Raw genomic sequence first — 24802 nt, 5'->3', positions numbered from 1 at the left:
CCTTGAGATGACGGTTTCGCGCGAAAACGCCGCAGTCGCGAACCACTCGGGCCCGACATGCACAGCCGCCTCAAGACCGGAGGTAGGCGAGCACCGCGAGGACCCTGCGGTTGGTGTCCTCGGCCGGGGGCAGGTTCAGCTTCGCGAGGATGTTGCCGACGTGCTTGCCCACCGCTGCCTCGCTGACGACCAGCCGCCTGGCGATCTCGGCGTTGGAATGGCCCTCCGCCATCAGGCCGAGGACTTCGTGCTCCCGCACCGACAGCGCCGCCAGCGGGTCGCGCTGCCGGTTCAGCAGTTGGCGCACCACCTGCGGGTCGACCACCGTCCCGCCCGCGACCACGTGCCGCAACACGCCCACGAAGTCCTCGACGTCGACCACCCGGTCCTTGAGCAGGTAGCCGACCCGTTCGCCGCCGTGCGAGTCGAGCAGTTCGGCCGCATAGCTCCGCTCGACGTACTGGCTGAGCGCGACCACCGCGAGCCCCGGGTTCGCGCGGCGCAGCTCCACGGCGGCCCGCAGGCCCTCGTCGGTGAAGCCCGGTGGCATGCGGATGTCGGTGATCACCAGGTCGGGATCGTGCTCGGCGACGGCCGTGATCAGCGCATCGGCGTCGCCCACCGCGGCGACGACCTCGAAGCCGAACCTGTCGAGCAGCCCGGCGAGGCCTTCCCGCAGCAGCACGCCGTCCTCGGCGAGCACTACTCGGATGGGACGGGGCACGGCAGCTCCACGCGCAACAGGGTCGGGCCGCCGACCGGGCTGGACAACAACATCTTGCCGTCGATCACCGCGACGCGGTCCGCGAGCCCGGTCAGCCCCGTGCCGCGCGCGGGATCGGCGCCGCCGCGGCCGTCGTCGGCGACCTCGACCGCCAGCACACCGGCATCCTGCCGAACCGTCACCGACACGGCCGTGGCGGCGCTGTGCTTGGCGATGTTGGTCAACGCCTCGGCGACCACGAAGTACGCCGTCGCCTCGACGTGCGCGGGGAACCTGTCCGGCAGCCCGGCGTGCAGCGCCACCGGAATCGGGCAGCGGTCGGCGAGTTCGCCGAGCGCGGCAGGCAGTCCCCGGTCGGTGAGCACCCGCGGGTGGATGCCGCGCACCAGCTCGCGCAGCTCGGCCATGAGCTGCTTGGCCTCGTCGTGCGCGGCCGAAACGTTCTGGTGCGCCGCGGAATCCGCCGACACGTCCAGCCGGGCGAGGCCGAGTTTCAGGGTGAGGCCGACCAACCGCTGTTGCGCGCCGTCGTGCAGGTCCCGCTCGATCCGCCGCCGTTCGACCTCGAAGGCGTCCACCAGCCGCGCCCTCGACCGCGACACCTCGACCAACTCGGTGCGCAGCCGTTCCCGGCCGTCGTGCAACAGCGCGCGGGCCAGCGCGGCGTGCCCGGCGGCGAGCAGACCGAGCAGCAACGGCACGACCGGGAGCGCGACCAGGGCGGGCAGCGCGTACCAGAGGGCTTCCCCGAAAGTGGTTGCGGTACCGAAGAAAACCGCCACCGGCCCGGCTGTGCCAATGGTCAGCAGCGGGCTGATCAGCAGCATCAGCAGCACGAACGCGATCCCGAACACCAGCGCATGCGCCACGGGACCGGCGGTGGCGAGCAGGACGGCGTAGGCGACCTCCCGCCAGGTCGCCGGTTCCCGGTACCGGGCGCTCACCCGACGCCAGGCACCGGTGGCCGTCAAAGCGCGGTGGCCGCTGCTGATCGGCCGGGGGTCGACGAGCCGCAGCCGCCACCGCTCCAGCTTCGCCAGGGGCGTCGCGACCAGCGGGGCACCCGCCGCGAACAACCCGCAGCCGACGGCGACGACGACCAGGACCCCGCCCGGCGACGATCCGCCCTTGACCGCGGCCGCCACCACCGCCGTCCACAGCAGACCCGGGAAGGCGACCGCCGCCACCACCGGGATCGCGCCGAGGACGTAGCCCAGCGGACCCCAGCCGAGGAACAGAACCCGGTGCTGCCGCAGGGTCTTCAGCCATGTTCGAAGTCGCACGGCCGCAAGCCAACCAGATCGCGGCGGCCCGATCAGCGGCACTGGCCCCCGTCTTCGGGGTATGCCCAGCCATACCCCGAACCGGGCGGCAGCGCGTAGTGCCCGGGACGCCGCCGTGCTGATCTGCTCGCGGCATGACGGCCTCACAACTCAGCCGATCCGCGGACCGGCCGGAAACGTCGCGGCGCCAGGGTGTTCTGGCGTTCGTCCTGCTCACCTTCGGCATCTCCTGGGCGGGCATGTTCGCAGCGGCGCTGCTGGGCTTCTCGCTGGCGAGCCCGCTGGCACAGCTACCGGCCGCGATGGGGCCGGCCGTCGCGGCGATCATCGTGCGGCGGTGGGTGACGCGGGAAGGCTTCGGCGACGCCGGTCTCCGGCTGCGGCTGCGCGGCAACCTGCGCCACTACCTCGCCGCCTGGCTCGTCCCGTACGCACTGGCCGCCGGCGCCCTCGCGATCGCCGCCGCCACCGGCCTGTGGCGGCCGGACGAGCTGCCCGCCTGGTGGCTGATCCCGGCGCTGCTGCTCGTCGTGCCGGTGCTCACGCCGCTGTACTGGGGCGAGGAGTTCGGCTGGACCAGCTACCTCCGGCTGCGCGTGTGCCCCGGCCGGCCGCAACTGGCCACCGCCGTCACGGGGCTCGTCTGGGCGGTCTGGCACTACCCGCTGGCCTTCCTCGGCTACATCGAGTTCGACAACGTGCTGATCGGCCTGCCGCTCTGGACGGTGTCGTTCTACTTCCAGGAAGTCGTGCTGAGCTGGCTGCGGATCCGCAGCGGAACCATCTGGACGGCCAGCCTCGCGCACGGTGGCAACAACATGGTCCTCTCGCTGCTGACCGGCCTGGCGCTCGAAGGGGCGGTCAGCGCGGAGGTCACCACGGTGGTCATGACGGCGCCGATCGCCCTGCTCGCCGCCTGGATCCTGATCAGCGGGCGCCTCCGCCCCGCGGAACCGGGACTTTAGCCTCTGTCGTCGCGGCCCGGATGCTGGGCATATTGGTCGTTACCGGGGAAACCCGGCGACCGGCCCGAGGATGCAGTGGCCTTGACGACCATCAGGCCGCCAAAGACCTAGCAGTCGAAAGATTGCAAAACATTCTCGGGCCCGGCCTATGTCCAGGCCCGTTTCAGGAGTCCCATTTCCGCTGGTCACGGCACCCGTGCGCCTTTTGTGCCGCTATGGCGACACAATGTGCTCACGGGCTGTTACCAGCGGGAACAGCACATTTCGCGGATCAGTTCCACTGGGCGAGGACCGTGACGGTGCCCGGATCCACCTCGGTGAAACCCGCGTCGCGCACCATGCCCACCCGCGCCTGCCGCCAGGCCGTCTCCGGATCGTCGCGCGGGTGCAGGCGCGCCCAGGTCGCCGCGTCGGCGCGCCGGACCGAGCAGCGGAACCCGTCCGCCGCCCAGCCCTCCAGCTCGGCGTCCAGCCCCGCCCCGTGCAGCAGCGAGGCCAGGATCATCGTCGCGTGCCCCACCTGCGCCGCGGACTTCCCGGCGCTCATCGGCACGTCAGGGTTCAGCCACAGCGTCGGCACCCCCGGCAGCGGCGCGCCCGGGTCGTCCGCCTCCAGCTCGCTGCCGGAGATCTGCAGGCGGCTGAGCTCCTTGGGCATGTCCGCCACCCGCATCGGCAGGAACGCCCGCGCCTCGGCATTGCCGACGCGCACCGTTCGCCCGGGCAGCGACTGCACCGCCTCCCAGTGCACGCCGCGGGCCCGCCGCGCCACCTTGCGGATGCGCCCGGAGATCCAGGTGTGCATGGCCTCGTGCCACTCGCCGCCCGGCTTGCAGCGCTCGTCGAGGCACACCGCGATCGCCGCCGCTGCGGCCGCCTCCAGCAGCGCCGTGCGGTCCGGCGGCTCGCGGCGCTCGATCCGCAGCACCATCGGCATCAGGACCACGTTCTCCGGGTCCTCGTCCGAGGTGTCCGCGGTGGCGGCCTCCGGCAGTGCCAGCCACGAGGCGTACCGGGCGATCAGCGGATCCAACACGGAGTGGGAATCAGACACACCTGGATTATCCGATCCCGCGCCACCGGTATTCCGCGCGGCCGCCGACGTCACACGTCCAGCGGCACCCGCCGCAGCACGCCGTCCTCGGTGTCCGCGGCCTCGATCTCGGCGCGGGTGACGCCGAGCACGAACAGCACGGTGTCCAGGAACGGGTACGACAGCGCGGTGTCGGCGACCTCCCGCAGCGCGGGCTTGGCGTTGAACGCCACGCCGAGCCCGGCGGCGGAGAGCATGTCGATGTCGTTGGCGCCGTCGCCGACCGCCACGCACTGCGCCGCTGGCACCCCGAACGACTCGGCGAACCGGCGCAGCGCCTTGGCCTTGCCGGCCCGGTCCACGATCTCCCCGATCACGCGGCCGGTGAGCTTGCCGTCCACGATCTCGAGCTCGTTCGCGGCGCTGAAGTCCAGCCCCAGCTCGTCCACCAGCTGGTCGATGATCTGGGTGAACCCGCCGGACACGACGCCGGTGTGGAAGCCCAGGCGGCGCAGCGTGCGGATGGTGGTGCGGGCGCCGCGGGTGAGTTCGAGCTCCGCGGCGACGTCGTCGAGCACCGACGCGGGCAGGCCCTCCAGCACCGCGACCCGCTGCCGCAGCGACTCGGCGAAGTCCAGCTCGCCGCGCATGGCCCGCTCGGTGACCTCGCGGACCTCCTGCTCGCAGCCGGCCCTCGCGGCCAGCATCTCGATGACCTCGCCCTGGATCAGCGTGGAGTCCACGTCGAACACCACCAGCCGCTTGGCCCGGCGGGCCAGCCCGGTGCGCTCGACGGCCAGGTCCACCCCGGTGCGCGCGGCCAGGTCGGCCACCGCCGAGGTCAGCACGTCGTCCGAGCCCTCGCCGTTGTCCGGGGCGCTGACCTGCAGCTCCAGCCCGGTCACCGGGTAGTCGGCGACGCGGCGGATGGAGTCGATGTTCACGTCGAGCTCGGCGAGGCCGCGCGCGACGTCGCTGAAGTTCCGGGCGGTCACCGGCTGCCCGAGCACCACCACGACGTGCGTCGAGCCGAGCTTCGCGGCGCCGCCGTCCTCGGTGCCGATCGCCACGTCGACGGTCATGCCGACGGTGGCCATCGCCTGCTCGACGGCCTCCTGCAGCTGCTCCGGGTCGCGCTCGGTGGACACGAGCACGCCGAGCACCAGCCTGCCGCGGATCACCACCTGCTCCACGTCGACGATGTCCACGCCGTGCCGCGTCAGCGCGGCGAACAGCACGGAGGTGACCCCCGGCTTGTCCTTCCCGGTCACGGTGATCAGCACGGTGGTCGCGTTCACGGCTGCGGTACTTCCTCTCTCGGCCCCAACAAACGTTAAGCCCCGGCGGGGCATGCCGCCGGGGCTCATCGTCGAGCTAGCCCTACCCTGGCACAGTTTCGCCGTGCGGGGCTAGCGCGCAGGTCACTTCTCCGCGTCGTCGTCCGGCGCGCCGACCGCCGGCTTCTCCTCGTGCTTGTGGGCGAGGGTCTTGCCGGTGAGGCTGAGGTGCGCCTCCAGCCGCATCCGCTCCGAGATGTGCGGGTAGTGCAGCTCGAACGCCGGCCGCTCGGAACGGATCCGGGGCAGCTCGGTGAAGTTGTGCCGCGGCGGCGGGCAGGAGGTCGCCCACTCCAGGGAGTTGCCGTAGCCCCACGGGTCGTCGACCGTGACGACCTCGCCGTAGCGGTAGCTCTTGAACACGTTGTAGAGGAACGGCAGCATCGAGGCGCCCAGGATGAACGCGCCGATCGTCGAGATCGTGTTCAGCATGGTGAAGCCGTCGGACTCCAGGTAGTCGGCGTACCGACGCGGCATGCCCTCGTTGCCCAGCCAGTGCTGCACCAGGAACGTGCCGTGGAAGCCGATGAAGGTCAGCCAGAAGTGCAGCTTGCCCAACCGCTCGTCCATCATCCGGCCGGTGATCTTCGGGAACCAGAAGTAGATGCCGGCGAAGGTGGCGAACACGATCGTGCCGTAGAGCACGTAGTGGAAGTGGGCCACCACGAAGTAGGTGTCCGAGACGTGGAAGTCGACCGGCGGCATGGCCAGCAGGACACCGGTGAGACCACCGAAGAGGAAGGTGACCAGGAAGCCGACGCTGAAGATCATCGGCGTCTCGAAGGTCAGCTGCCCCTTCCACATGGTGCCGATCCAGTTGAAGAACTTCACACCGGTCGGGACCGCGATCAGGAACGTGGTGAACGCGAAGAACGGCAGCAGCACCGCGCCGGTGGCGTACATGTGGTGCGCCCACACGACGACCGACAGGGCCGCGATGCCCAGCGTGGCCAGCACCAGGCCGGTGTAGCCGAACAGCGGCTTGCGGCTGAACACCGGGAAGATCTCCGAGACGATGCCGAAGAACGGCAGCGCGACGATGTAGACCTCGGGGTGGCCGAAGAACCAGAACAGGTGCTGCCAGAGGATCACGCCGCCGTTGGCCGGGTCGAACACGTGCGCACCGAGGTGGCGGTCGGCCATCAGGCCCAGCAGCGCGGCGGTCAGGATCGGGAACGCCATCAGGATCAGCAGGCTGGTGACCATGATGTTCCAGGTGAAGATCGGCATCCGGAACATCGTCATGCCGGGCGCGCGCAGGCAGACCACGGTGGTCAGCATGTTGACCGCACCGAGGATGGTGCCCAGACCGGAGACCGCCAGGCCGGCGATCCACATGTCCGCGCCGTGACCCGGCGAGTGCAGGGCGTCCGACAGCGGGGTGTAGGCGAACCAGCCGAAGTCGGCGGCGCCACCCGGCAGCAGGAAGCCGCTGACGACCATCAGGCCGCCGAACAGGTACAGCCAGTAGCCGAGGGCGTTCAACCGCGGGAACGCGACGTCCGGCGAACCGATCTGCAGCGGCAGCACGTAGTTCGCGAAGCCGAACAGGATCGGCGTCGCGTACAGCAGCAGCATGATCGTGCCGTGCATGGTGAACAGCTGGTTGTACTGCTCCTGCGAGAGGAACTGCATCCCCGGGACGGCGAGCTCACCGCGGATCAGCATCGCCATCAGGCCGCCGACCAGGAAGAACGCCATCGACGTGACCAGGTAGAGGATGCCGATTTGCTTGTGGTCCGTGGTGCGGAACATCCGCGCCAGGAATGACCCCTTGACCGTTTTGCGCACCGGATAGGGGCGCGTGGCGATCGGCTGTGGCGCGACGGCCGTCACGGTGCCTCCTGCACTCCCTTTGAAGCCTCTTCGAACCCGACTAGGGCTCGCCCGACCCGGTTGGGTCGGTTTGACAGCACGCGACACCCTGCAGGACCCCTGCAGCACACGTCAGTCGCGATGCCTGCCGACTGCGGATACTAGTCCGGGCGTCCGGCCGCAGTTCGGCCGGGCCGTAGCCACCCTATTCATTGCGACGTGCCCCGTCACGCGTAGTGAGATCAAGTCGACAGCACGCGCACGGCGGGCGGTTCCCGGCGACGTCGGCCGCACGCGCCCGCGGGGCGCCGGTTAGCCTACGGGGCAATAGGTCCGGCAGCCCAGCTGCGATCAGCAGCTATCGATCAACGGGCCGCCCTGGGACGACGTCCACCAGATCCTGGAGGGGAAGCACGTGCGGAGGAGCACGATCATCGGCGCCGTGCTGGCCGGCGGTCTCGCACTCGCGGGCTGCACGCCGAGCGAGGAACCCAGCGACCAGCCCCCGGCCCCGGGCACGCCGCCGCCCGCGACCGCGCAGCAGCACGCCGGGCAGGGGCACGCCCCGGCCGGCGAGCACACCGCGACGGACCGCGAGTTCGCGCAGCAGCTGCTCGCCAACCGGCAGCAGGTCGTGAACCTCGCCGAGCTGGCCGGCACCAGTGCGCAGAGCGCCGAGGTCAAGTCCCTCGCCGCGGAGTTCAAGCAGGCGGCTCAGCCGCAGGTCGACCAGTTGACCGCGTTCCTGAACTCCGCTGCCGGCCAGCAGTCCGGCAGCTCCCCGGAGGACGAAGCCGGCGACTCCGCCGACGCCGGCCTGCAGACCGACCAGCAGCTGCAGCAGATCTCGAAGCTGTCCGGCGCGCAGTTCGACCAGCAGTGGAAGCAGGCGATGCTGTCGCTGCAGCAGGGCGCCGGGACGCTGGCCCGCACCGAGCAGGAGGAAGGCTCTGCGCAGCAGATGCGCCAGCTGGCCGAGGAGCTCGTCGCCGAGGAGCAGACCACCCTCAGCAAGCTCAACGCCCTCTGATCCGAGGCGCCGAACGGGGCCGCAGGCATTCCGCCTGCGGCCCCGTTCTCGTTTCCGATCCAGCGGGACCACCCCGGCCGGCACGGCGGACTTCCAGTGCGCGTGGCCCTCGGAAGCTCCCGATTTCAGGCAAGCCCGGGAGACCTCCGAGCTCGACCGACCACCCGCAGCAGGCGGCGGCCGAGGGCTTCCAGCGCTCCCACCAGCAGAGCCACGCCCAGGTAAGCGGGCCAGAGCACCAGGTGGACAGCCGCCGGAACACCAACGTCCAGGAGTTGCTCGTCGAATCCGCCCAACAACGCGCCGACGGCGAGGAGCAGGACTGGCAGCAACAGCCCGGACCGGAACAGCAGGACGCCTGCCAGCACGAACGCGAGCAGTTGCCCCGGCAGCGCCCAGGCCGGCAGCCCAGCGGGCAAAGTCGTCCCGAACGCGATGCATCCGGTCGCGAGCACGGACAGCACCGCCGCCAGCCCGAACGCCCTCCAACGGCTCGGCCGCTCCTGGCCGCGCCGGAGCCCGCAGAGCGCGGCAACGCCGATGAGCAGGAGTAGCCGTGGCCACCCCAGCACCAGCGCATCGATCCACTGTGGACCGGAGCCGACCAGCACACCGCCCACCACCAACCGCTCGCCATTGGAGAGGGCCTCGCCGAGCACCACGAGTGCCGTGACGCCGCCCAGGCACCACATCGGCAACCAGGTGCGGCGGCGGCTCGTGGGGATCGCAGTTTCAATTGAAACTGGGATCCCGCGTGCGAGGAAGGCCACAGCGGCGGGCACCGCCAAGGCGATCAGCACGGGGTCGACGGGGTATCCGAACAGAACCCCCAGCAGCGCGATCAGCGCCGCGTAAGCCACTCCGAAGACGATGCTGCTCATCACAGCTCCTCCCGGAACAGCTCGACGACGCGGCGCACCGTGTCCGCGGTGGCTGCCGCGTTGGCCTGCGGGGCGCCGCCGCCAGCGGCCCAGAACACCTCCGGGACCAGCGGAACCGCGCTGGTGTAGGAGGTCGGGAGGTTCGGCACGCCGAGGATGAAGTGCCCCGCTCCCGGCTGCACCACGTGCTCGGCCCGGTCGCCGAGCCGCCGTGCCGCGACATCCAGCAGCCGCTGCGACGGCCACATCTCGTCCCGTTCGCCGGACACCAGCAGGTATGCCGCGTTGTTGCGCTCGACCGGGATCGCGGCGTGGTCGAGCTGTTCCGGCGTGGCCGTCGTGCCCTGGGTGTCGACGAACCGCACCGGACGCCCGCGCGTCGCCGAGAACAGCAGGGCGGGCGGGATTCCGGCGAAGTCCGTCGTCAACGGCGGAAGCTCGGCGCCGGCGTGCGTCCAGGACGATGCCGTCGGCGTCGCGCCGGGGAAGACCACACCGGAACCCACCACCGATGCCACGGCCCCCACGTCCGGCGAGAAAGCGCCGAGCAGCAGCGCGAACTCGCCACCCCGGGACAACCCGACTACTCCGACCGGCCCGTCGGAAACGTCCGGCCGCGTCCGCAGCCAGTCCACCGCGCGCGTCCCGTACTCGACCGGGATCCGCTCCAGCGCAGGCGGCAGCCCGGGCAGCCCGAAGTAGGCCAGGCCCAGCACGGCGAACCCCTTCCCGGCCAGGAAACGCCCCAGCCCGGGATCGGGCCGCCCGCCGTCGGACCCGCCCAGCAGGATCACGCCCGGGTGCGGCCCCGGACCGGGCGGCAGGTGGAGGTCACCGACCAGCCCGGCCTCGGCGATCGGCACCGACCGAACGCCCGGAGTGTGCAGCTGCACCGCTACCGGCGACTGCGCCAACGTGCGCCCTCCGACGTCGACGCCGATGGTCAGCCCGAGTTCGGGTCCGCGCACGACCGCAAATGGGTCCGACACCGGCTCGCCGGAGGGCAGCCGCATCGACCACAGCAACCCGGTGGGGTCTACTCCGGTGTAGGAACCGCTGGTCGGGGACTGCGTGGCGATGTCGACACGCCCGCCGCGGTCGGCCGCGAACATCCCCCACGACGTCCACAGCCGACCGCGGTCGTCGGTCGTCCGCGCCCACACCACGGCCTGCTCCCCCGGCGCCAGGCCGCGCACGACCACCTTCAGCGGCCCGTCGATCGCACCGCCGCCGCCATCCAGCGCAGGGGCGGCTCGCGGGGTGCCCGCGCACCCGGCGAGCAGCAGCCCTACGGCCAGCAGGCCGATTCCACGTCGCATCGAAGACCTCCATTCCAAGATCGAGCGAGATCAACGGTGCGGTCTCCAGCAACGGGAGAGTCAAGTTCGCCGGCGGAACCGGATCCGCCTCTTCCGCGCGGCATCGGCGAAACCTACTATGAGTAGGCTACTGTTGAGTAGATAGCGCCGACCTAGGGAGTGCTCATGCCGAACGTGTCCGGGAAAGTCGTCCTGATCACCGGCGCCGCGCGCGGGATCGGCGCGCAGACCGCGCGGGAGCTGGCCCGGCGCGGTGCCCGGCTCGCCCTGGTCGGCCTGGAGCCCGACGAGCTCGCCGCCGTGGCCGCGGAACTGGGCGACGGCCACTTCTGGGCCGAGGCCGACGTCACCGACCCCGACTCGATCGAGGCCGCCGTGGCCGCCGCCGTCGAGAAGCTCGGCCGCCTCGACGCGGTCATCGCCAACGCCGGGATCGCGCCGGTCGGCACGGTCCGCCACTCCGATCCGCGCGCGTTCGTCAAGGCCGTCGACGTCAACCTCAACGGCGTCTTCCACACCGCCCGCGCCACCCTCCCGCACCTGATCGACCGCCGCGGCTACCTGCTGGTGGTCTCGTCGCTGTCGGCGTTCAGCCCGACCGGCGGCATGGCCGCCTACACCGCGAGCAAGGCGGGCTCGGAGGCGCTGGCCAGCGCGATCCATTCGGAGGTGGCGCACCTCGGCGTCGCGGTGGGCAGCGCGCACCCGTCGTGGATCGACACCGACATGGTGCGCGACGTCGCGAAGGACCTGCGCACCTTCGCCGCGATGCGCAAGCGGCTGCCGTGGCCGATGCGGGCGACCACCAGCGTCGAGGACTGCGGCAAGGCCTTCGCCGACGGTGTCGAGCGCCGCGCCCGCCGCATCTACGTGCCGCGGGCGATCATGGTGATGCACTGGCTCCGCAACGTGCCGTCCTCGCGACTCGCGGAGCGGCTCATGCTCCCCGTCCTGCGCCGCCTCATCCCGCAGCTGGAGAAGGAGGTCACCGGGCTGGGCCGCTCCCTGAGCGAGCGCCACCAGAAGCTCCAGGGCTGATGCCGTGTGTGCTTCGTGCTGCCATGGCAGCACGAAGCACACACGGTCCCGGACGGTTGGGACCGGTGGCCGGGTTGTCTGACGCGGAAGGCGGCCCCGGCCACCGGAGTCTCAACGCGAGCGCTGCTCGCCGACCAGCGGACCCACCCGCCGCCGGAGCGGTGCCGCGAGTTCGCGCTGCCGCTCCCGCTCGACCTTGGCGATCAGCAGCCAGACGGTCTGGTCGTCGCGGCCCGTCGCGCTGTGCTGCGGGCGGCCGGGCGTCGCCGCGGCGATCCAGCTCGGCGCGCGGACCAGGATGCCGCCGACCGTCGCGCCGATCGTGTTGCACACGACGTCGTCGGTGGACGCCACCCGGCCGGTGACGGCCAGGAACTGGACCAGCTCGATCGAGCAGGCCAGCACCAGCCCGCCGAACGCGATCTTGACGATGCTGTCGAACCACCGGACCCGCTGCGGCACCAGCACGCCGAGCGGCAGCAGCAGGACGAGGTTCCCGGCCAGCTGCACCCAGGGCAGCGAGTCGCCGGGGTCGGCGGCCAGCGCCATCGACACGTCCTTCCCCAGGTCCGGCCGGACCGGTTCGGCCGCCGGCCGCTGGGGCGTGAAGACGAGGTACGCCACGCAGAGCACCGAGAGGACCAGCACTCCGTCGATCAGCGGGCCCCACCGCACAGATCTTTCCGTCAGGTAGTTGCGCACCAATGCCGATCCGAGCGCCGCCGCCACGGCGACCGGGAGCAGAACGGTGACCACTGGTAGGAATCCGTCGAATGCCACGAGAATCTGCTGCACGTTCGCCGCACTTCCTCTGGCCGCCAGCGCCAGGACGACGCGGCCACCGGAAATCCACAGTGGATCGCCGAATGACCTGGAACCGTTGGGAACTCTCATTTCCAGCGGTCTGCGTTGACCGGTACCTGCAAGGGATCAGGGGCTGGCGGCGGCCGGACATCGCCCCGGGGTCCGCCGAGGCCCGGCCGCCGGTGAGCCCTGCCGCGAAGTCGCGGCAGGCCGGGGGTGTTCCGGTGGCGGGACGATCCGGCCGGTGCGGTGACGCCGCCGCTGTCGGGGCCCGACGAGCGCCTGCCGCATGACCTACCTCCGCCATTCCCCGCACTGCTCTGGTAAAGATCCGAAATCAACTTGGTTGCGGTCGAACCTAACCGCCGCCCCAGAACCCGCCAGGAACATGGCAAAAACCCGCCACCTCCGACACTGGTGTCTATTGAGGACGGACACGTCGCCAGAAGAGCGCCCCGAGCAGGGGTTTCGACAAGAGGCCCGTCGTTGCACAACACAGCGGAAGATAATTCCCACAATTCCCAAACGGGAAACATCGCGAATCCTCGTGAATTCCGGGTAACGCGCGGTGAACGGCGGCGGAATAGCGGGGAATCGCCCGACCGGCGCGAAGTCGGCCGACCCGCCCGCGCCCGGCCGCCGCGGTGGTGCGAAAAATCACGTGCTCCCGGGAATCCGGTCCTGCTAGCCTTGGGTCCGTTCGTGCTCGACGACGCAGGTGGAACGGGAGGTGAGATTTAATGGTTGCCCTGGTGATCGCTGCCGCACGCAGCGCCCGGACCGTTCTCACGTCCCGAGTCCCGGTCTGATGCGCCGTCTTCGCTGACAAGTCCGCCCGCGTTGCGGACGTGTCTGCGCGCGCCTCCACCGGGACTCCCATCACCAGGAGTTCCCTCCGTTGTCACACAACACTTCCGCACATCCAGGCGATCTCGCTTACTTCGGCTGGGACGAGACGCTCGACCAGTCCTTCTCCGAGCACCGAGCGGCCGGGCTGATCCCGGCGCGCGTCATCGGCGTCGACCGCGGTAGCTGCGACGTCATCACCGCCGACGGACCGATGCGCGTCGGTACGTCCCCGACTCCGGCCGACCCGCTCGACGCGCCGTGCACCGGCGACTGGGCCGCCGTGCGCCCGGGCGCAGATCCGCGGCTGGCGGTCCTGCTCCCCCGGCGCAGCGCCATCGTGCGGTCGAGCGCGTCGCGTTCATCGCACGGGCAGGTGCTGGCGGCCAACGTCGACACCGCAGCGGTGGTCGTTCCGGCGGTGGAACGGCCGAGCCCCGGCCGGATCGAGCGCCTGCTCGCGCTGGCTTGGGAGAGCGGCGCGGTACCGGTCGTCGTCGCGACCAAGGTGGACCAGGCCGACGACCCCGAGCGGCTGATCACCGAGCTCGCGCTGCTGGCGCCCGGTGCCGAGACCGTCGCCACCAGCGTCGTCACCGGCGAAGGCATCGACCGGCTCAGCGGCCTGCTGACCGGGACGGTCGTGCTGCTCGGCCGGTCCGGGGCGGGCAAGTCCACGTTGGCCAACGCCCTCCTCGGCGCCGACCGGCTGGCCACCGGCGCCGTCAGGGAGCAGGACGGCAAGGGCCGGCACACCACGGTGCGCCGCGAGCTGATCCCGCTGCCGGGCGGCGGGGTGCTCATCGACACCCCCGGCCTGCGCGGCGTCGGGCTGTTCGATGCGGACGAGGGGCTGGAACGGGTCTTCGCCGAGATCGAGGAGCTCGCCCGCGGTTGCCGGTTCGCGGACTGCGGCCACGACACCGAACCCGGCTGCGCGGTCCGGGCCGCGATCGCCGCAGGCGAGCTCAGCGCCCGCCGGCTCGACAGCTACCGCAAGCTCCAGCGGGAGAACGCCTGGGCGGCGTCCCGCGCGGACGCCCGGCTGCGCGCCGAACGCGACGACCGCAAGAAGGCCATCACCCGGCATCTGCGTGCCACCTACCGGTTCCGGGGCAGGAAATGACCGCTGACCGACCGAATCGGACTTCCACGACCACGGAGAGAACCGCTGTGAACGACAACGATTCGCACGCCGCGGACCGCGATGCCGTGCGCGACGCGTTCTTCGCGCTGCACCACGGTCTGCCCCGGCAGGGGCCCGGATCCGACGCGACCACCCGGCACCTGCTCGAACTCGCCGCACCGCCCGGGGATCCCCGGGCGCTCGACATCGGCTGCGGGCCGGGACGGGCGTCCCTGCTGCTGGCCGCCGAGGCCGGGGCCCGGGTCACGGCCGTCGACCTGCACCAGCCGTTCCTGGCGGAGTTGCGCGCCGCCGCGGAGGCGAGCGGGGTGGGCGACGCGATCGACACCGACGTGCGGACGATGGCGGAATTGCCCTACCCGGACCGGAGTTTCGACCTGGTCTGGGCCGAAGGTTCGGCCTACAACATCGGTTTCGACACCGCGCTGGCGTCCTGGCGGCGTCTGCTCGCCCCGGGCGGCGCGCTGGTCGTCACCGAGTGCGAGTGGGCCACCGACGATCCGGCTCCCGAAACCCGGGCGTTCTGGGATTCGCACTACGCGCTGCGCACGACCGAGGCCAACGCGGCCGCCGCGGTCCGGGCCGGATACGAGGTGTCCGCGATCTACCACCTGCCGGGGACGGACTGGTTCGACGAGTACTACACCCCGCTCGCCGAGCGCATCGCGGCGGCCGACCTGACCGCGCCCGGGATGCGTGAGGCGGTCGCGGCCACCCGGGCCGAGATCGAGATCCGCCGGGCGCACGGCCACGACTACCGCTACACCGGCTACGTACTGCGCCCGAATCACGAGGAGAGCACCGAGATGTGGACCACCCGACCGGAGACCGAAGCCGACATCCCCGCGATCCGCGCGGTCAACCTCGACGCCTTCCCGACCGCGCTGGAGGCGGACTTGATCGAGGCGCTGCGCGAGGACCCGGCGTGGATCGACGGGCTGTCCATCGTGGCCGAGGACGCGAACGGTGAGGTGGTCGGCCACTCGCTGCTCACCCGCAGCCACGTCGACGGCTTCCCGGCCCTGACGCTCGGCCCATGCGCGGTGCTGCAGCGCTACCAGCGCACCGGAGCCGGCTCGGCGACGATCCGGGCCGGGCTGGAAGCGGCGCGCGCCATGGGCGAGAAGCTGGTCCTGGTGCTCGGGCACCCCGAGTACTACCCGCGCTTCGGGTTCAGGCGGGCATCGGAGTTCGGGATCGGCCTGACGATCGAGGTCCCGGACGAGGCCATGATGGCCCTCCCACTCGACCCGGAAGCCGAGATCCCCGGCGGCAAGGTCCGGTACCCGGCCCCATTCGGCATCTGACCGGGGACAGCTGAACACGACGGGGCCCTGCTCACCTGGCGAGGTGAGCAGGGCTCGCGTCGCGCTCAGTCCTTCTTGCGGCGGAAGAGGCTGAGGATCGGGTCGTAGCGGCGGTCCGCCACCCGCTCCTTCAGCGGGATCAGCGCGTTGTCCGTGATCTGGATGTTCTCCGGGCAGACGTCCGTGCAGCACTTGGTGATGTTGCACAGGCCGAGGCCGTGCTCGCCGCGCGCTTCTTCCGGGCGGTTCTCGGCCGCGTCCAGCGGGTGCATCTCCAGCTCCGCCACCCGCATCAGGAAGCGGGGCCCGGAGAACGCCTGCTTGTTGTCGTCGTGGTCGCGGATGACGTGGCAGGTGTTCTGGCACAGGAAGCATTCGATGCACTTGCGGAACTCCTGGGAGCGCTGCACGTCCACCTGCTGCATCCGGTACTCGCCCGCTTCCAGCCCCTCCGGCGGCGCGAACGCCGGCACCTCGCGGGCCTTGGTGTAGTTGTAGGACACGTCGCAGACCAGGTCCTTGATCAGCGGGAACGTCCGCATCGGGGTGACCGTGATCGTCTCGGACCGCTCGAACGTCGACATCCGGGTCATGCACATCAGCCGGGGCCGGCCGTTGATCTCCGCCGAGCAGGAGCCGCACTTGCCCGCCTTGCAGTTCCACCGCACCGCCATGTCCGGGCACTGGGTGGCCTGCAGCCGGTGGATGATGTCGAGCACGACCTCACCCTCGTTGACCTCGACGGTGTAGTCGCGGAGCGTCCCGTCGGACGGACCGCGCCACACCCGGAAGTGCGCCTGGTAACCCATCTACAGCCCCTTCACCTGGACGTCCGCCAGTTCTTCCTCGGTGTAGTACTTGCGCAGCTCCTCGACCTTGAACAGCGTCAGCAGGTCCTCGCGCATCGGCCCCTGCGGCTGCTCGACGACCTCGATCCGCTCGTGGCCGATGCTGCAGACCAGCAGCTTGCGCCGCCAGTTCGCGTCCATTCCCGGGTGGTCGTCGCGGGTGTGACCGCCGCGGCTCTCGGTGCGCAGCAGCGCGGCGCGCGCCACGCATTCGCTGACCAGCAGCATGTTTCGCAGGTCGAGGGCCAGGTGCCAGCCCGGGTTGAACTGCCGGTTGCCCTCCACCGCGAGGTGCTCGGCGCGCGCCCGGAGGTCCCGCAGCCGCTCCAGGGCCTGCCGCATCTCCGTGCCCTTGCGGATGATCCCGACCAGGTCGTTCATCGTCTGCTGCAGTTCGGCGTGCAGCGCATAGGGATTCTCCGCGTTCGGCGAGGCCGCGGAGGCGAACGGGTCCTGCGCACGCCGCGCAGCGGCGTCCACATCGGACTCCACGATCGCCGGGCGGGCGTCGAGACCCGCGATGTACTCGGCGGCGCCCGCACCCGCGCGGCGGCCGAAGACCAGCAGATCGGACAGCGAGTTCCCGCCCAGCCGGTTGGAGCCGTGCATCCCGCCGGCCACCTCGCCGGCCGCGAACAGGCCCGGCACCCGGGACGCCGCCGTGTCCGGGTTCACCTCCACGCCGCCCATCACGTAGTGGCAGGTCGGCCCCACCTCCATGGACTCCGCGGTGATGTCCACGTCGGCGAGTTCCTTGAACTGGTGGTACATCGACGGCAGCCGCCGGGTGATCTGCTCCGCGGGCAGCCGGGTCGCCACGTCGAGGAACACCCCGCCGTGCTGCGAGCCGCGGCCCTCCTTCACCTCGTTGTTGATCGCGCGCGCCACCTCGTCGCGCGGCAGCAGCTCGGGCGGGCGGCGGTTGTTGTCCGGGTCGTCGTACCAGCGGTCGGCCTCGGCCTCGTTGTCCGCGTAGTTGTCCTTGAAGACCTCGGGGATGTAGTCGAACATGAACCGGCGGCCCTCGGAGTTGCGCAGCACTCCGCCGTCGCCGCGCACCGACTCGGTGACCAGGATGCCCTTCACGCTCGGCGGCCAGACCATGCCCGTCGGGTGGAACTGCACGAACTCCATGTTGATCAGCGACGCCCCGGCCCGCAGCGCCAGCGCGTTCCCGTCGCCGGTGTACTCCCAGGAGTTCGAGGTCACCTTGAACGACTTGCCGATGCCGCCGGTGGCGAGGATGACCACCGGCGCCTGGAACAGCACGAACCGACCGGATTCCCGCCAGTACCCGAAGGCCCCGGAGATCCGCGCGGAATCCTTCAGCAGCTCGGTGACCGTGCACTCCTGGAAGACCTTGATGCGGGCCTCGTAGTCGCCGTGCTCGGCGTGGTCCTCCTGCTGCAGCGACACGATCTTCTGCTGCAGCGTGCGGATCAGCTCCAGGCCGGTGCGGTCGCCGACGTGCGCCAGCCGCGGATACTCGTGGCCGCCGAAGTTGCGCTGGCTGATCCGGCCGTCCGGGGTGCGGTCGAACAACGCGCCGTAGGTCTCCAGCTCCCAGACCCGCTGCGGCGCCTCCTTGGCGTGCAGCTCCGCCATCCGCCAGTTGTTCAGGAACTTCCCGCCGCGCATGGTGTCGCGGAAGTGCACCTGCCAGTCGTCGCGGGAGTTGACGTTGCCCATCGAGGCGGCGATACCGCCCTCGGCCATCACGGTGTGCGCCTTGCCGAACAACGACTTGCACACCACGGCCGTGCGCAGGCCCTGGGAGCGCGCCTCGATCGCCGCGCGCAGACCCGCGCCGCCGGCGCCGATCACGACGACGTCGTACTCGTGCCGTTCGATCTCCACCATCGACTTCCTTCTAGTTGAACAATCTGGGGTCCGGGAACGCTCCGCTGGCGACCAGCAGCACGTAGAGGTCGACCAGGGCCACCGACACAAGCGACGACCAGGCCAGCAGCATGTGCTTGCCGTTGAGCCAGGTCACCTTGGTCCAGAACCAGTAGCGCACCGGGTGCTTGGAGAAGTGGTTGATGCGGCCGCCGATCAGGTGCCGGCAGGAGTGGCAGGACAGCGTGTACGACCACAGCAGCACCACGTTGGCCACCATCAGCAGCGTGCCCAGCCCGATGCCGAAGCCGCCGTCGGCGCCCCGGAAGGCGATCACCGTGTCGTAGGTGAGCACCGCGGCCACGACCAGCGCCGCGTAGAAGAAGTAGCGGTGCACGTTCTGCATGATCAGCGGGAACCGGGTCTCGCCGGAGTAGCGGCGGTGCGGTTCGGTGACCGCGCAGGCCGGCGGCGACGCCCAGAACGACCGGTAGTAGGCCTTCCGGTAGTAGTAGCAGGTCAGCCGGAAGCCGAGGACGAACGGCAGCACGAAGATCGGCGGCGGCACGAACGGCCCCAAATCCGGCGCCGGCTGCCCCCAGTGGCTCGAGCCGGGCACGCAGGCCGTGGACAGGCAGGGCGAGTAGAACGGCGCCAGGTAGTGGTACTCGGGAACCCAGTACCACTGGTTCATGAAGGTGCGGATCAGGCCGTAGACCACGAAGGCCAGCAGCCCGAGGAAGGTGACCAGCGGCGGCAGCCACCACCGGTCGGTGCGGAGGGTTCGCACGGAGATCCGTGCCCTGCCTGAGGCGGAAGGTGGTGCGGACATTCGCAGACCTCGTTGTCTAGGTTCGTCCGGCGGTGCTCACCTGAGGTCGCTCATTGTGGATCAACGGCCTCGACCCAGGTAGTCCCCCAACCGGCGCAACCCGGTCGTGGCCTTCCCCCGATCAAGCGAGATGCGGGGGAGCTCCTCCCCCGCATCCGGGCCGGTCCACTGCGGACAGGCGAGCGGCTGCCGACTGGCGGCGTGCAGTGCCTGTGGCGGCCTAGTGCGGGGCCCGCCCGCCCAGCCCCTCGTCGTCGGCGTCGCGCCACAGCGACGGGTCGTAGGGGGTGTCGGGCACGATCACCACGTCCTCGGCGGACTCGGTGCTGCGCCGCTGCATGGGCATGGTGCCGGAGAGTTCGGCGATGTCTATGTCCAGTCGCTCCACATCGTTGTGGATCCGGCGCACGGCCGGGGCGTCGCCGTAGCGCGACCGCAGCGCGCCGACGCTGCTGCGGAGCTGCGCCAGGACGCGCTGGAGATCGGCCAGTTCGGTCGTCGTCGAGGCCATGGGCGAACACCTCTTCCGCCTAGCGGGGCCAGTACCGCACCGACTCTGCCCCCAACGACGTAATGTGACAAGTGCCACACTGTAGATCTTGCTCGAATTCCCCCACCGGGGTCAGGCGACCTCAGAACCCGTGAGTGCTCTGGGGCGCAATGGCACCCCGAAGCACTCACGGGACCCCCGCCGAGATCAGGTGTCCTGGTCGTCGTCTTCTCGCGGGTTCTTGCGGCGGTCCCGGTAGACGATCACCGCTACCACCGCCACGACCGCGAACGTCGGGACGAAGAACGGGACCGCCGTGATGATCGGGTGGCTCGCCAGGACCAGCTCCGCCGACGCGGGCGTCATGCCGTGCCGTCCGCGAGCCGGGCGATCCGGACCGCGCGATGCTTGGCCCGGCGGGCCGTCGGCGGGCCCGAGATCGCGCGCGAGACCCGCTGCGCTCCCCAGCCCAGCGACACCACCAGCGCCACCGAGCACGCCAGCACCACCAGCGACGCGCTGACCCACAACCACGGCGGGATGCCCAGCTTCGTCTCGCGCTGCAGCACCTGCCATTCCGGTCGGCCGTCGCGGGTGAACTGCGGTTCGGCGGCCAGTTCGGGCAGTCCCAGCGCCGCGTCGGCCGGCATGTGGATCGGGAACGCGAGCATCGCGCGGCCGTCGTGCAACCGCAGCAGGGTCTTGCCCGTCCCGTCGACCGGCACCGGGTCGGTGGCCCGGTAGTGGCCGTCGCCGATCCGCCGCAGGTGGTCGACCTGCAGCGTGCCGCCCTGCCAGCTCGTCACCGCCAGCCACGTCGGGTCCTGGGCGATCGCGGGCGGGTCCAGCCGCACGTCCGCCTGGCCGGTCCGCTGGTCCAGCGCCATCGTCGCGCGCACTCCCGCGGGCGCGGTGCCGATCAGCCCGTTGGTGACGCCCAGCGCGATCGCCAGCAGGGCACCGCCGAACACCGCTCGCCGCACCGGCAGGCTCGGCAGCTCGCCGCGCAGGGCGCACACGAGCAACGCCCCGAGCAGGCCGCCGCTGACGCCGCCGACGATGGCCATGAGCACGCCTTCCAGCAGCATGTCCGGCGTCCACGGCATCACGAAGGCGAACTGCGTCCACACGTATTCGCTGGCGTTCCCGATCGTGCCGATGAGCAGGCCGGACACCGTGCCCAGCGCCAGCGGCCTGCGCAGCAGGGCGACCGCCGCGACCTCCACGCACAGCGCCTCGACGACGTACAGCGGGACGGCCGCGAACAGCTCCCCGATCACCGGGCCGACCAGGACCGAGACGCCGCCGCGGATCAGGACGTAGAAGCCGACCGCGAACAGCGCGCCGCCCCACCCGACCCACATGCGGGCGACCACCAGCGCGCACCCGGCGGCGACGGAGATCAGCAGCGGCTGGTGCACCAGCCGGAACTGCGGGACGCCGAAGTCGAACTCGGCCTGGAAGACCGACAGCCCCGCGAGCATTCCGCCGCCGATCATGCCGCGCCGCACGTAGCAGGCGAGCATCGTTTCGGCCCGGCCGGTGCGGGCGAACCGGCCCTCGCGCTCCAGCAGGGCGAGGGCGATCAGCGACAGGCCCGCGCCGCCGATGAGCATCAGGTGCGTCGGACCCCAGAGCGTGACGTCCTGGCCGAAGATGCGGTGCCAGACGTCGTCGAGCGGGAAGCCCAGCAGCGCGTAGAAACCCGCGCTGGCCAACAGGATTCCGCTGGTCGGCGCGTACCAGTCGCGGGTGATCCGCACCGCCGCGCGGCCGGGGCGCTCGCCCAGCGGCAGCACCATCGCCAGCATGCCCGCGGCGAACAGGCCGAACAGGCCGAACAGGATCGGGTAGTGCGCGATGTTCGCCAGCGGCCCCTCGTCGCGGCCCTGCGTGATGTGCAGCGAGATGTCCCAGTACATGCCAAGCAGCGCGAGCACCAGCGAGCCGAATGCGAGCTGCATCGGCAGCGCCGCCCAGCCGGGCAGCCCGCGGAGGGGTCGCGGCCGTGGCTGAACCCCGACGCCGGGCGGCCGCTGCCGTTCCTGCGCTTCGTCGATTCGCCCGGACTTCGTTGGGCAGCAAGGATTCTGACGCTCGCGCTGGCCGTTCTCGTGGCGGCCGCGGCGTTCTTCGGGCCACCGGAGACGGAGCGGAACCTCGCGCCCTGGGCGCTGTACGTGACGTTCTGGGTCGGCCTGGTGCCGCTCAGCGCGCTGTTCGGTCCGGTGTGGCGGGTCGTCAACCCGCTGCGGACGCTGCATTCGTGCCTATCCGTCGTGAGTGGCAATGGCCGGCATGGCGACCACTACCCCTCACGACTGGGGTACTGGCCCGCCGCGATGTGGCTGGGCGCCTTCGTGTGGCTGGAACTGGTCCTGCCGGCGCGATCCGATCCGCGCGTGGTCGGCGGCGTGATCGTCGGCTACGCGGTGGTGAACCTCGTCGCAGCGCGGGTTTTCGGGTCGGGCTGGTTCGCGCGCGGCGACGGCTTCGAGGCGTACGCGACGCTGATCGCGCGGCTGTGCCCCATCGGCCGCCGCAGCGATGGCGTGCTGATCCTGCGCAACCCCCTGGCCGGGCTGGTGCGCACCGACGACGAGCCGGGCATGGCGGCGGTGGCGTGCGTGCTCATCGGCGCCACCGGGTTCGACGGCCTGACCAGGACGACCTTCTGGCAGTCCGGCGGCGTCCTCGGCGACACGCTCGGCCTGCTCGGCTCGATCGCCGCCGTCTCGGCGCTCTACGCGATCGCGATGCGACTCAGCGCCCTGGTCTCGCCCGCGCGCGGGCTTCCCGGGCTGTTCGCGCCGACGCTGCTGCCGATCGCGCTCGGCTACGCCATCGCGCACTACTTCTCGTTCTTCCTGCTGGAAGGGCAGACGACGCTGATCCTGGCCGGCGATCCGTTCGGGACCGGGCTGGATCTGTTCGGCATCCGCGACCACGCCATCGACTACCGGCTGGTGTCGCCGGAGCTGGTGGCGGTGGTGCAGATCAACGCGATCGTGCTCGGCCACATCGCCGGCACCGCCGCGGCCCACGACCAGGCCCTCCGCCTGTTCCCGCCGAAGCAGGCCCGCCGCGGCCAGCTCCCGATGGTGATCGCGATGGTCCTGCTCACCTGCACCGGCCTGCTGCTCCTCCTGTCCGGCTGACGTTCCACCGCGGATGTTCGCCTGGACGAACGCGACCCGTGAGCACTTTGTGCTGCTATAGCGATACAACGTACTCACGACCATTCACCTGGGAACCCTCGGCACCGCCGAACCATCCACTGTGGTCGATCGCGGACTCCGTCGTTCCGCCGCAATTTCAATGGAAATCGAACCTCCGATTTCCATTGAAATTGCGGAAACGGAAGACGATGTCCACGACGTGGAAGGGTGCCGAGCCAGCCGTGGGCGGCGAGCCGGCTCAGGACGCGATCGCGGTGAGGCCGGCGAGCACGGGCTTCAGGCCTAGGTCGAACTGCTCGTCCAGGCTGTGGTTCCGGGTTTCCCGCGCCGCCGCCACGATGTGCGGGAACTCGGCCTCCGGCAGGGCCGCCATCGGCGAGTCCCCTGGCGAGTCCGCCTGAGCGACCAGGTCGAGCTGGGCGAATCCGATGGCATAGCTGAAGACCAGGCGCGAGCCTCCGACCATCGCCGCCCCGCGCAGGCCCGCCTCGTGCAACGCGGTCATGACGGCCTCCGGCAGGCGCAGCGCCACCGGGTCGCTGTACTCCCGCAGCGCCAGCAGCGGAGTTGCGTTGGGATGCCGGAAAACGAGCGCGCGGATGCCGTGCGCCAGCGCCGTGATCCGCTCCTGCCAGGGCAGCGCCGCGTCAGGCAGTTCGACCGCGGCGAGCAGGCGCTCGATGACCAGGCGTTCCAGCTCCGAGCGGTCCGCCACGTGGTGGTACAGGCTCATCTTGCCGACGCCGAGACGCTCGGCGACCGCTCGCATGGACAGCCCGTCGTGGCCCGACTCGTCGAGCACCTCCAGCGCGCCCGCCACGACCGCGTCGCGGGTCAGCTTCGGCGGCCGCCCGCGCCGCCTCGGGGCATCCGGCGTGGTCACGAGCCCAACCTAACGCACCTCCTCGACCGGGCCGATACCAGCTGCTAGATTTTTCGTCTAGCCGACGAAAAATAGGAGGGCGCATGCGCACCAAGTACGGGCTGGTCCTGTTCACCGACTCGTTCGGGAGCGGGGCGAGCGGCCGCGAGGTCTTCGAGTGGTCGCTGGAATACGTCCGCGAGGCCGAACGACACGGCTGGCACGAGGCCTGGACGACCGAGCACCACTTCAACACCCGGGCCCAGAACCCGTCGGCCCTGGCGATGGCGGCCTTCCTGCTGGGCCGCACGAACCTCGGCGTCGGCACCGCGGTCTGCGTGCTGCCCAACCACCACCCGCTCGCCCTCGCCGAGCAGGCCGCCGTGCTCCAGCACCTCTCCGGCGACCGGTTCACGCTCGGCGTCGGGCGCGGACAACCGCTGGTGGACCTGGAGATATTCGGCACCGGACTGGAGGGTTTCCGCGACATCGACGAATCCGTGGCCCTGCTCGACGAGGCGCTGCGGCAGGGACGCGCGAAGGGCGGCGGCGAGCGGTACCGCTTCGACGAGGTGCGGATCGTGCCGGCGCCGGAAACGTCCCGCGCGCCGTTCGTGCTGGCCTCGTCATCGCCGGAATCCGCGCGATCGGCCGCGCGCCGCGGACTTCCGGTGCTGCTCAGCCCGTTCATCGACGTGGCGGCGAAGCGCGCGGTGCTGGACGCGCACGCCGCGGCGGCGGCCGAATCCGGTCACCGGCTGGACCCGCTGGACAACATCGACTCGGCGTACTTCGCCATCGCCGACGAAACCCCGACCGCGAGGCGGCTGCTGGCGAACGGGATCGCCGAGCTGAACCTGCAGATCTCCCGCGAGGCCGTGCCGCTGGTCGAGCGTCCGGCGCCGACGGCCGCGCAGGCGTTCGACGAGGCCGCCGCACTGGCCGACTGCCACATCGCGGGCGACGTGGCGGAATGCCGCAGGCAGCTGGCCGACCGCGTCGCGACCCTCGGCGTCGGACGCGTCCTCCTGATGCCCGAAGGCGCCGGGTCCCGCGAAGCGGCACTGCGCACGATCCGCGAAGCGGAGAAGGTCTTCGCGGACTAGGGAGTTGTGCCAGAAAGCTCCGGGAACGCTCGGCCGAGGGTGCCCGGTGGCGGGGGGGGGGGGGGGGGGGGGGGGAGGGGGGGGGGGGGGGGGGGGGGGGGGGGGGTGGGGGGAGGT

Annotated in this window: 22 protein-coding genes; 7 read left to right on the top strand and 15 right to left on the bottom strand. The window is 70.9% G+C overall.

All coding sequences use genetic code 11. The features are described 5' to 3' along the window. Positions 1-70: 70 nt before the first annotated feature. Both AC07EQ_RS16105 and AC07EQ_RS16100 read right to left on the bottom strand, forming a co-directional pair. The gene (locus tag AC07EQ_RS16105) at positions 71-712 is read right to left on the bottom strand and encodes a response regulator (RefSeq protein WP_478388729.1); all 642 of its coding nucleotides are present in this window, start codon (positions 710-712) and stop codon (positions 71-73) included. Further along, a complete protein-coding gene (locus tag AC07EQ_RS16100) occupies positions 703-2007 on the bottom strand; it encodes a sensor histidine kinase (RefSeq protein WP_478388708.1) in 1305 nt (434 codons plus the stop codon). Before AC07EQ_RS16100 ends, AC07EQ_RS16105 begins: the two co-directional genes overlap by 10 nt. Positions 2008-2141: 134 nt before the next feature. Here AC07EQ_RS16100 and AC07EQ_RS16095 point away from each other — a divergent pair, with 134 nt between their 5' ends. Continuing rightward, the gene (locus tag AC07EQ_RS16095) at positions 2142-2972 is read left to right on the top strand and encodes a CPBP family intramembrane glutamic endopeptidase (protein ID WP_478388707.1); all 831 of its coding nucleotides are present in this window, start codon (positions 2142-2144) and stop codon (positions 2970-2972) included. Positions 2973-3243: 271 nt separating this feature from the next. Here the strand turns inward: AC07EQ_RS16095 and AC07EQ_RS16090 are convergent, their stop codons facing one another. The 3 genes from AC07EQ_RS16090 to ctaD form a co-directional block, all read right to left on the bottom strand. Next, a complete protein-coding gene (locus tag AC07EQ_RS16090; protein WP_478388706.1) occupies positions 3244-4026 on the bottom strand; it encodes a peptidyl-tRNA hydrolase in 783 nt (260 codons plus the stop codon). Positions 4027-4076: 50 nt separating this feature from the next. Beyond that, positions 4077-5303: a phosphoserine phosphatase SerB gene (serB, locus tag AC07EQ_RS16085; RefSeq protein ID WP_478388705.1), complete on the bottom strand. Its 1227-nt coding sequence runs from the start codon at positions 5301-5303 to the stop codon at positions 4077-4079. 123 nt (positions 5304-5426) lie between these two features. Then, entirely contained in the window at positions 5427-7178 is a 1752-nt protein-coding gene (gene ctaD, locus AC07EQ_RS16080; RefSeq protein WP_478388704.1) for an aa3-type cytochrome oxidase subunit I, read from the bottom strand. A 394-nt stretch (positions 7179-7572) separates the two neighbouring features. Here ctaD and AC07EQ_RS16075 point away from each other — a divergent pair, with 394 nt between their 5' ends. After that, positions 7573-8187 carry a DUF305 domain-containing protein gene (locus tag AC07EQ_RS16075; protein WP_478388703.1) on the top strand — a complete coding sequence of 205 codons (615 nt, stop codon included), beginning with the start codon at positions 7573-7575 and terminating at the stop codon, positions 8185-8187. A gap of 125 nt (positions 8188-8312) precedes the next feature. Here the strand turns inward: AC07EQ_RS16075 and AC07EQ_RS16070 are convergent, their stop codons facing one another. Both AC07EQ_RS16070 and AC07EQ_RS16065 read right to left on the bottom strand, forming a co-directional pair. Further along, positions 8313-9068, bottom strand: a complete 756-nt coding sequence (locus tag AC07EQ_RS16070) for a hypothetical protein (RefSeq protein ID WP_478388702.1) — start codon at positions 9066-9068, stop codon at positions 8313-8315. Next, positions 9068-10387 (bottom strand): acyl-CoA thioesterase/bile acid-CoA:amino acid N-acyltransferase family protein, encoded by a 1320-nt coding sequence (locus tag AC07EQ_RS16065; protein ID WP_478388701.1) that lies wholly within the window; start codon positions 10385-10387, stop codon positions 9068-9070. Before AC07EQ_RS16065 ends, AC07EQ_RS16070 begins: the two co-directional genes overlap by 1 nt. A gap of 165 nt (positions 10388-10552) precedes the next feature. On the opposite strand from AC07EQ_RS16065, the gene AC07EQ_RS16060 reads away from it, so the two are divergent. Continuing rightward, positions 10553-11425 carry an SDR family oxidoreductase gene (locus AC07EQ_RS16060; protein WP_478388700.1) on the top strand — a complete coding sequence of 291 codons (873 nt, stop codon included), beginning with the start codon at positions 10553-10555 and terminating at the stop codon, positions 11423-11425. A gap of 111 nt (positions 11426-11536) precedes the next feature. On the opposite strand, the gene AC07EQ_RS16055 is transcribed toward AC07EQ_RS16060, so the two are convergent. After that, a complete protein-coding gene (locus tag AC07EQ_RS16055) occupies positions 11537-12220 on the bottom strand; it encodes a VanZ family protein (protein ID WP_478388699.1) in 684 nt (227 codons plus the stop codon). A 907-nt stretch (positions 12221-13127) separates the two neighbouring features. On the opposite strand from AC07EQ_RS16055, the gene rsgA reads away from it, so the two are divergent. Then, entirely contained in the window at positions 13128-14201 is a 1074-nt protein-coding gene (gene rsgA / locus AC07EQ_RS16050) for a ribosome small subunit-dependent GTPase A (protein ID WP_478388698.1), read from the top strand. Positions 14202-14248: 47 nt separating this feature from the next. Further along, positions 14249-15529 carry a GNAT family N-acetyltransferase gene (locus AC07EQ_RS16045; RefSeq protein ID WP_478388697.1) on the top strand — a complete coding sequence of 427 codons (1281 nt, stop codon included), beginning with the start codon at positions 14249-14251 and terminating at the stop codon, positions 15527-15529. A gap of 65 nt (positions 15530-15594) precedes the next feature. On the opposite strand, the gene AC07EQ_RS16040 is transcribed toward AC07EQ_RS16045, so the two are convergent. The 6 genes from AC07EQ_RS16040 to AC07EQ_RS16015 form a co-directional block, all read right to left on the bottom strand. After that, positions 15595-16338: a succinate dehydrogenase/fumarate reductase iron-sulfur subunit gene (locus AC07EQ_RS16040; RefSeq protein ID WP_478388696.1), complete on the bottom strand. Its 744-nt coding sequence runs from the start codon at positions 16336-16338 to the stop codon at positions 15595-15597. Continuing rightward, complete coding sequence (locus AC07EQ_RS16035; protein ID WP_478388695.1) at positions 16339-18237, bottom strand: fumarate reductase/succinate dehydrogenase flavoprotein subunit; 1899 nt, start codon at positions 18235-18237, stop codon at positions 16339-16341. It lies immediately after the preceding gene. Positions 18238-18247: 10 nt separating this feature from the next. Further along, positions 18248-19048 (bottom strand): hypothetical protein, encoded by an 801-nt coding sequence (locus AC07EQ_RS16030; protein ID WP_358576322.1) that lies wholly within the window; start codon positions 19046-19048, stop codon positions 18248-18250. A gap of 220 nt (positions 19049-19268) precedes the next feature. Further along, complete coding sequence (locus AC07EQ_RS16025) at positions 19269-19559, bottom strand: hypothetical protein (RefSeq protein WP_478388694.1); 291 nt, start codon at positions 19557-19559, stop codon at positions 19269-19271. A gap of 186 nt (positions 19560-19745) precedes the next feature. Next, positions 19746-19904, bottom strand: a complete 159-nt coding sequence (locus AC07EQ_RS16020) for a hypothetical protein (RefSeq protein ID WP_478388693.1) — start codon at positions 19902-19904, stop codon at positions 19746-19748. Further along, positions 19901-21502 carry a hypothetical protein gene (locus tag AC07EQ_RS16015; RefSeq protein ID WP_478388692.1) on the bottom strand — a complete coding sequence of 534 codons (1602 nt, stop codon included), beginning with the start codon at positions 21500-21502 and terminating at the stop codon, positions 19901-19903. Before AC07EQ_RS16015 ends, AC07EQ_RS16020 begins: the two co-directional genes overlap by 4 nt. On the opposite strand from AC07EQ_RS16015, the gene AC07EQ_RS16010 reads away from it, so the two are divergent. Next, positions 21437-22696, top strand: a complete 1260-nt coding sequence (locus tag AC07EQ_RS16010; RefSeq protein WP_478388691.1) for a hypothetical protein — start codon at positions 21437-21439, stop codon at positions 22694-22696. The genes AC07EQ_RS16015 and AC07EQ_RS16010 overlap by 66 nt on opposite strands. Before the next feature lie 259 nt (positions 22697-22955). Here the strand turns inward: AC07EQ_RS16010 and AC07EQ_RS16005 are convergent, their stop codons facing one another. Continuing rightward, a complete protein-coding gene (locus AC07EQ_RS16005) occupies positions 22956-23600 on the bottom strand; it encodes a TetR/AcrR family transcriptional regulator (protein ID WP_478388690.1) in 645 nt (214 codons plus the stop codon). Between the two features lie 83 nt (positions 23601-23683). Here AC07EQ_RS16005 and AC07EQ_RS16000 point away from each other — a divergent pair, with 83 nt between their 5' ends. Then, a complete protein-coding gene (locus tag AC07EQ_RS16000; protein ID WP_478388689.1) occupies positions 23684-24685 on the top strand; it encodes an LLM class flavin-dependent oxidoreductase in 1002 nt (333 codons plus the stop codon). Positions 24686-24802: the final 117 nt, after the last annotated feature.

Source organism: Saccharopolyspora sp. NPDC045839, assembly GCF_056431645.1.
The sequence above is the reverse complement of the archived record's forward strand: the minus strand, read 5'-3'. Positions and strand labels throughout refer to the sequence as shown.

Bases quoted from the DNA above. Each gene is read 5' to 3' on its own strand.
- AC07EQ_RS16060 (WP_478388700.1), top strand. From the start codon at position 10,553: ATGCCGAACGTGTCCGGGAAAGTCGTCCTGATCACCGGCGCCGCGCGC.
- AC07EQ_RS16065 (WP_478388701.1), bottom strand. From the start codon at position 10,387: ATGCGACGTGGAATCGGCCTGCTGGCCGTAGGGCTGCTGCTCGCCGGG.
- AC07EQ_RS16030 (WP_358576322.1), bottom strand. From the start codon at position 19,048: ATGTCCGCACCACCTTCCGCCTCAGGCAGGGCACGGATCTCCGTGCGA.
- AC07EQ_RS16015 (WP_478388692.1), bottom strand. From the start codon at position 21,502: ATGCAGCTCGCATTCGGCTCGCTGGTGCTCGCGCTGCTTGGCATGTAC.
- AC07EQ_RS16035 (WP_478388695.1), bottom strand. From the start codon at position 18,237: ATGGTGGAGATCGAACGGCACGAGTACGACGTCGTCGTGATCGGCGCC.
- AC07EQ_RS16000 (WP_478388689.1), top strand. From the start codon at position 23,684: ATGCGCACCAAGTACGGGCTGGTCCTGTTCACCGACTCGTTCGGGAGC.
- AC07EQ_RS16040 (WP_478388696.1), bottom strand. From the start codon at position 16,338: ATGGGTTACCAGGCGCACTTCCGGGTGTGGCGCGGTCCGTCCGACGGG.
- AC07EQ_RS16070 (WP_478388702.1), bottom strand. From the start codon at position 9,068: ATGAGCAGCATCGTCTTCGGAGTGGCTTACGCGGCGCTGATCGCGCTG.
- AC07EQ_RS16025 (WP_478388694.1), bottom strand. From the start codon at position 19,559: ATGGCCTCGACGACGACCGAACTGGCCGATCTCCAGCGCGTCCTGGCG.
- AC07EQ_RS16095 (WP_478388707.1), top strand. From the start codon at position 2,142: ATGACGGCCTCACAACTCAGCCGATCCGCGGACCGGCCGGAAACGTCG.
- AC07EQ_RS16020 (WP_478388693.1), bottom strand. From the start codon at position 19,904: ATGACGCCCGCGTCGGCGGAGCTGGTCCTGGCGAGCCACCCGATCATC.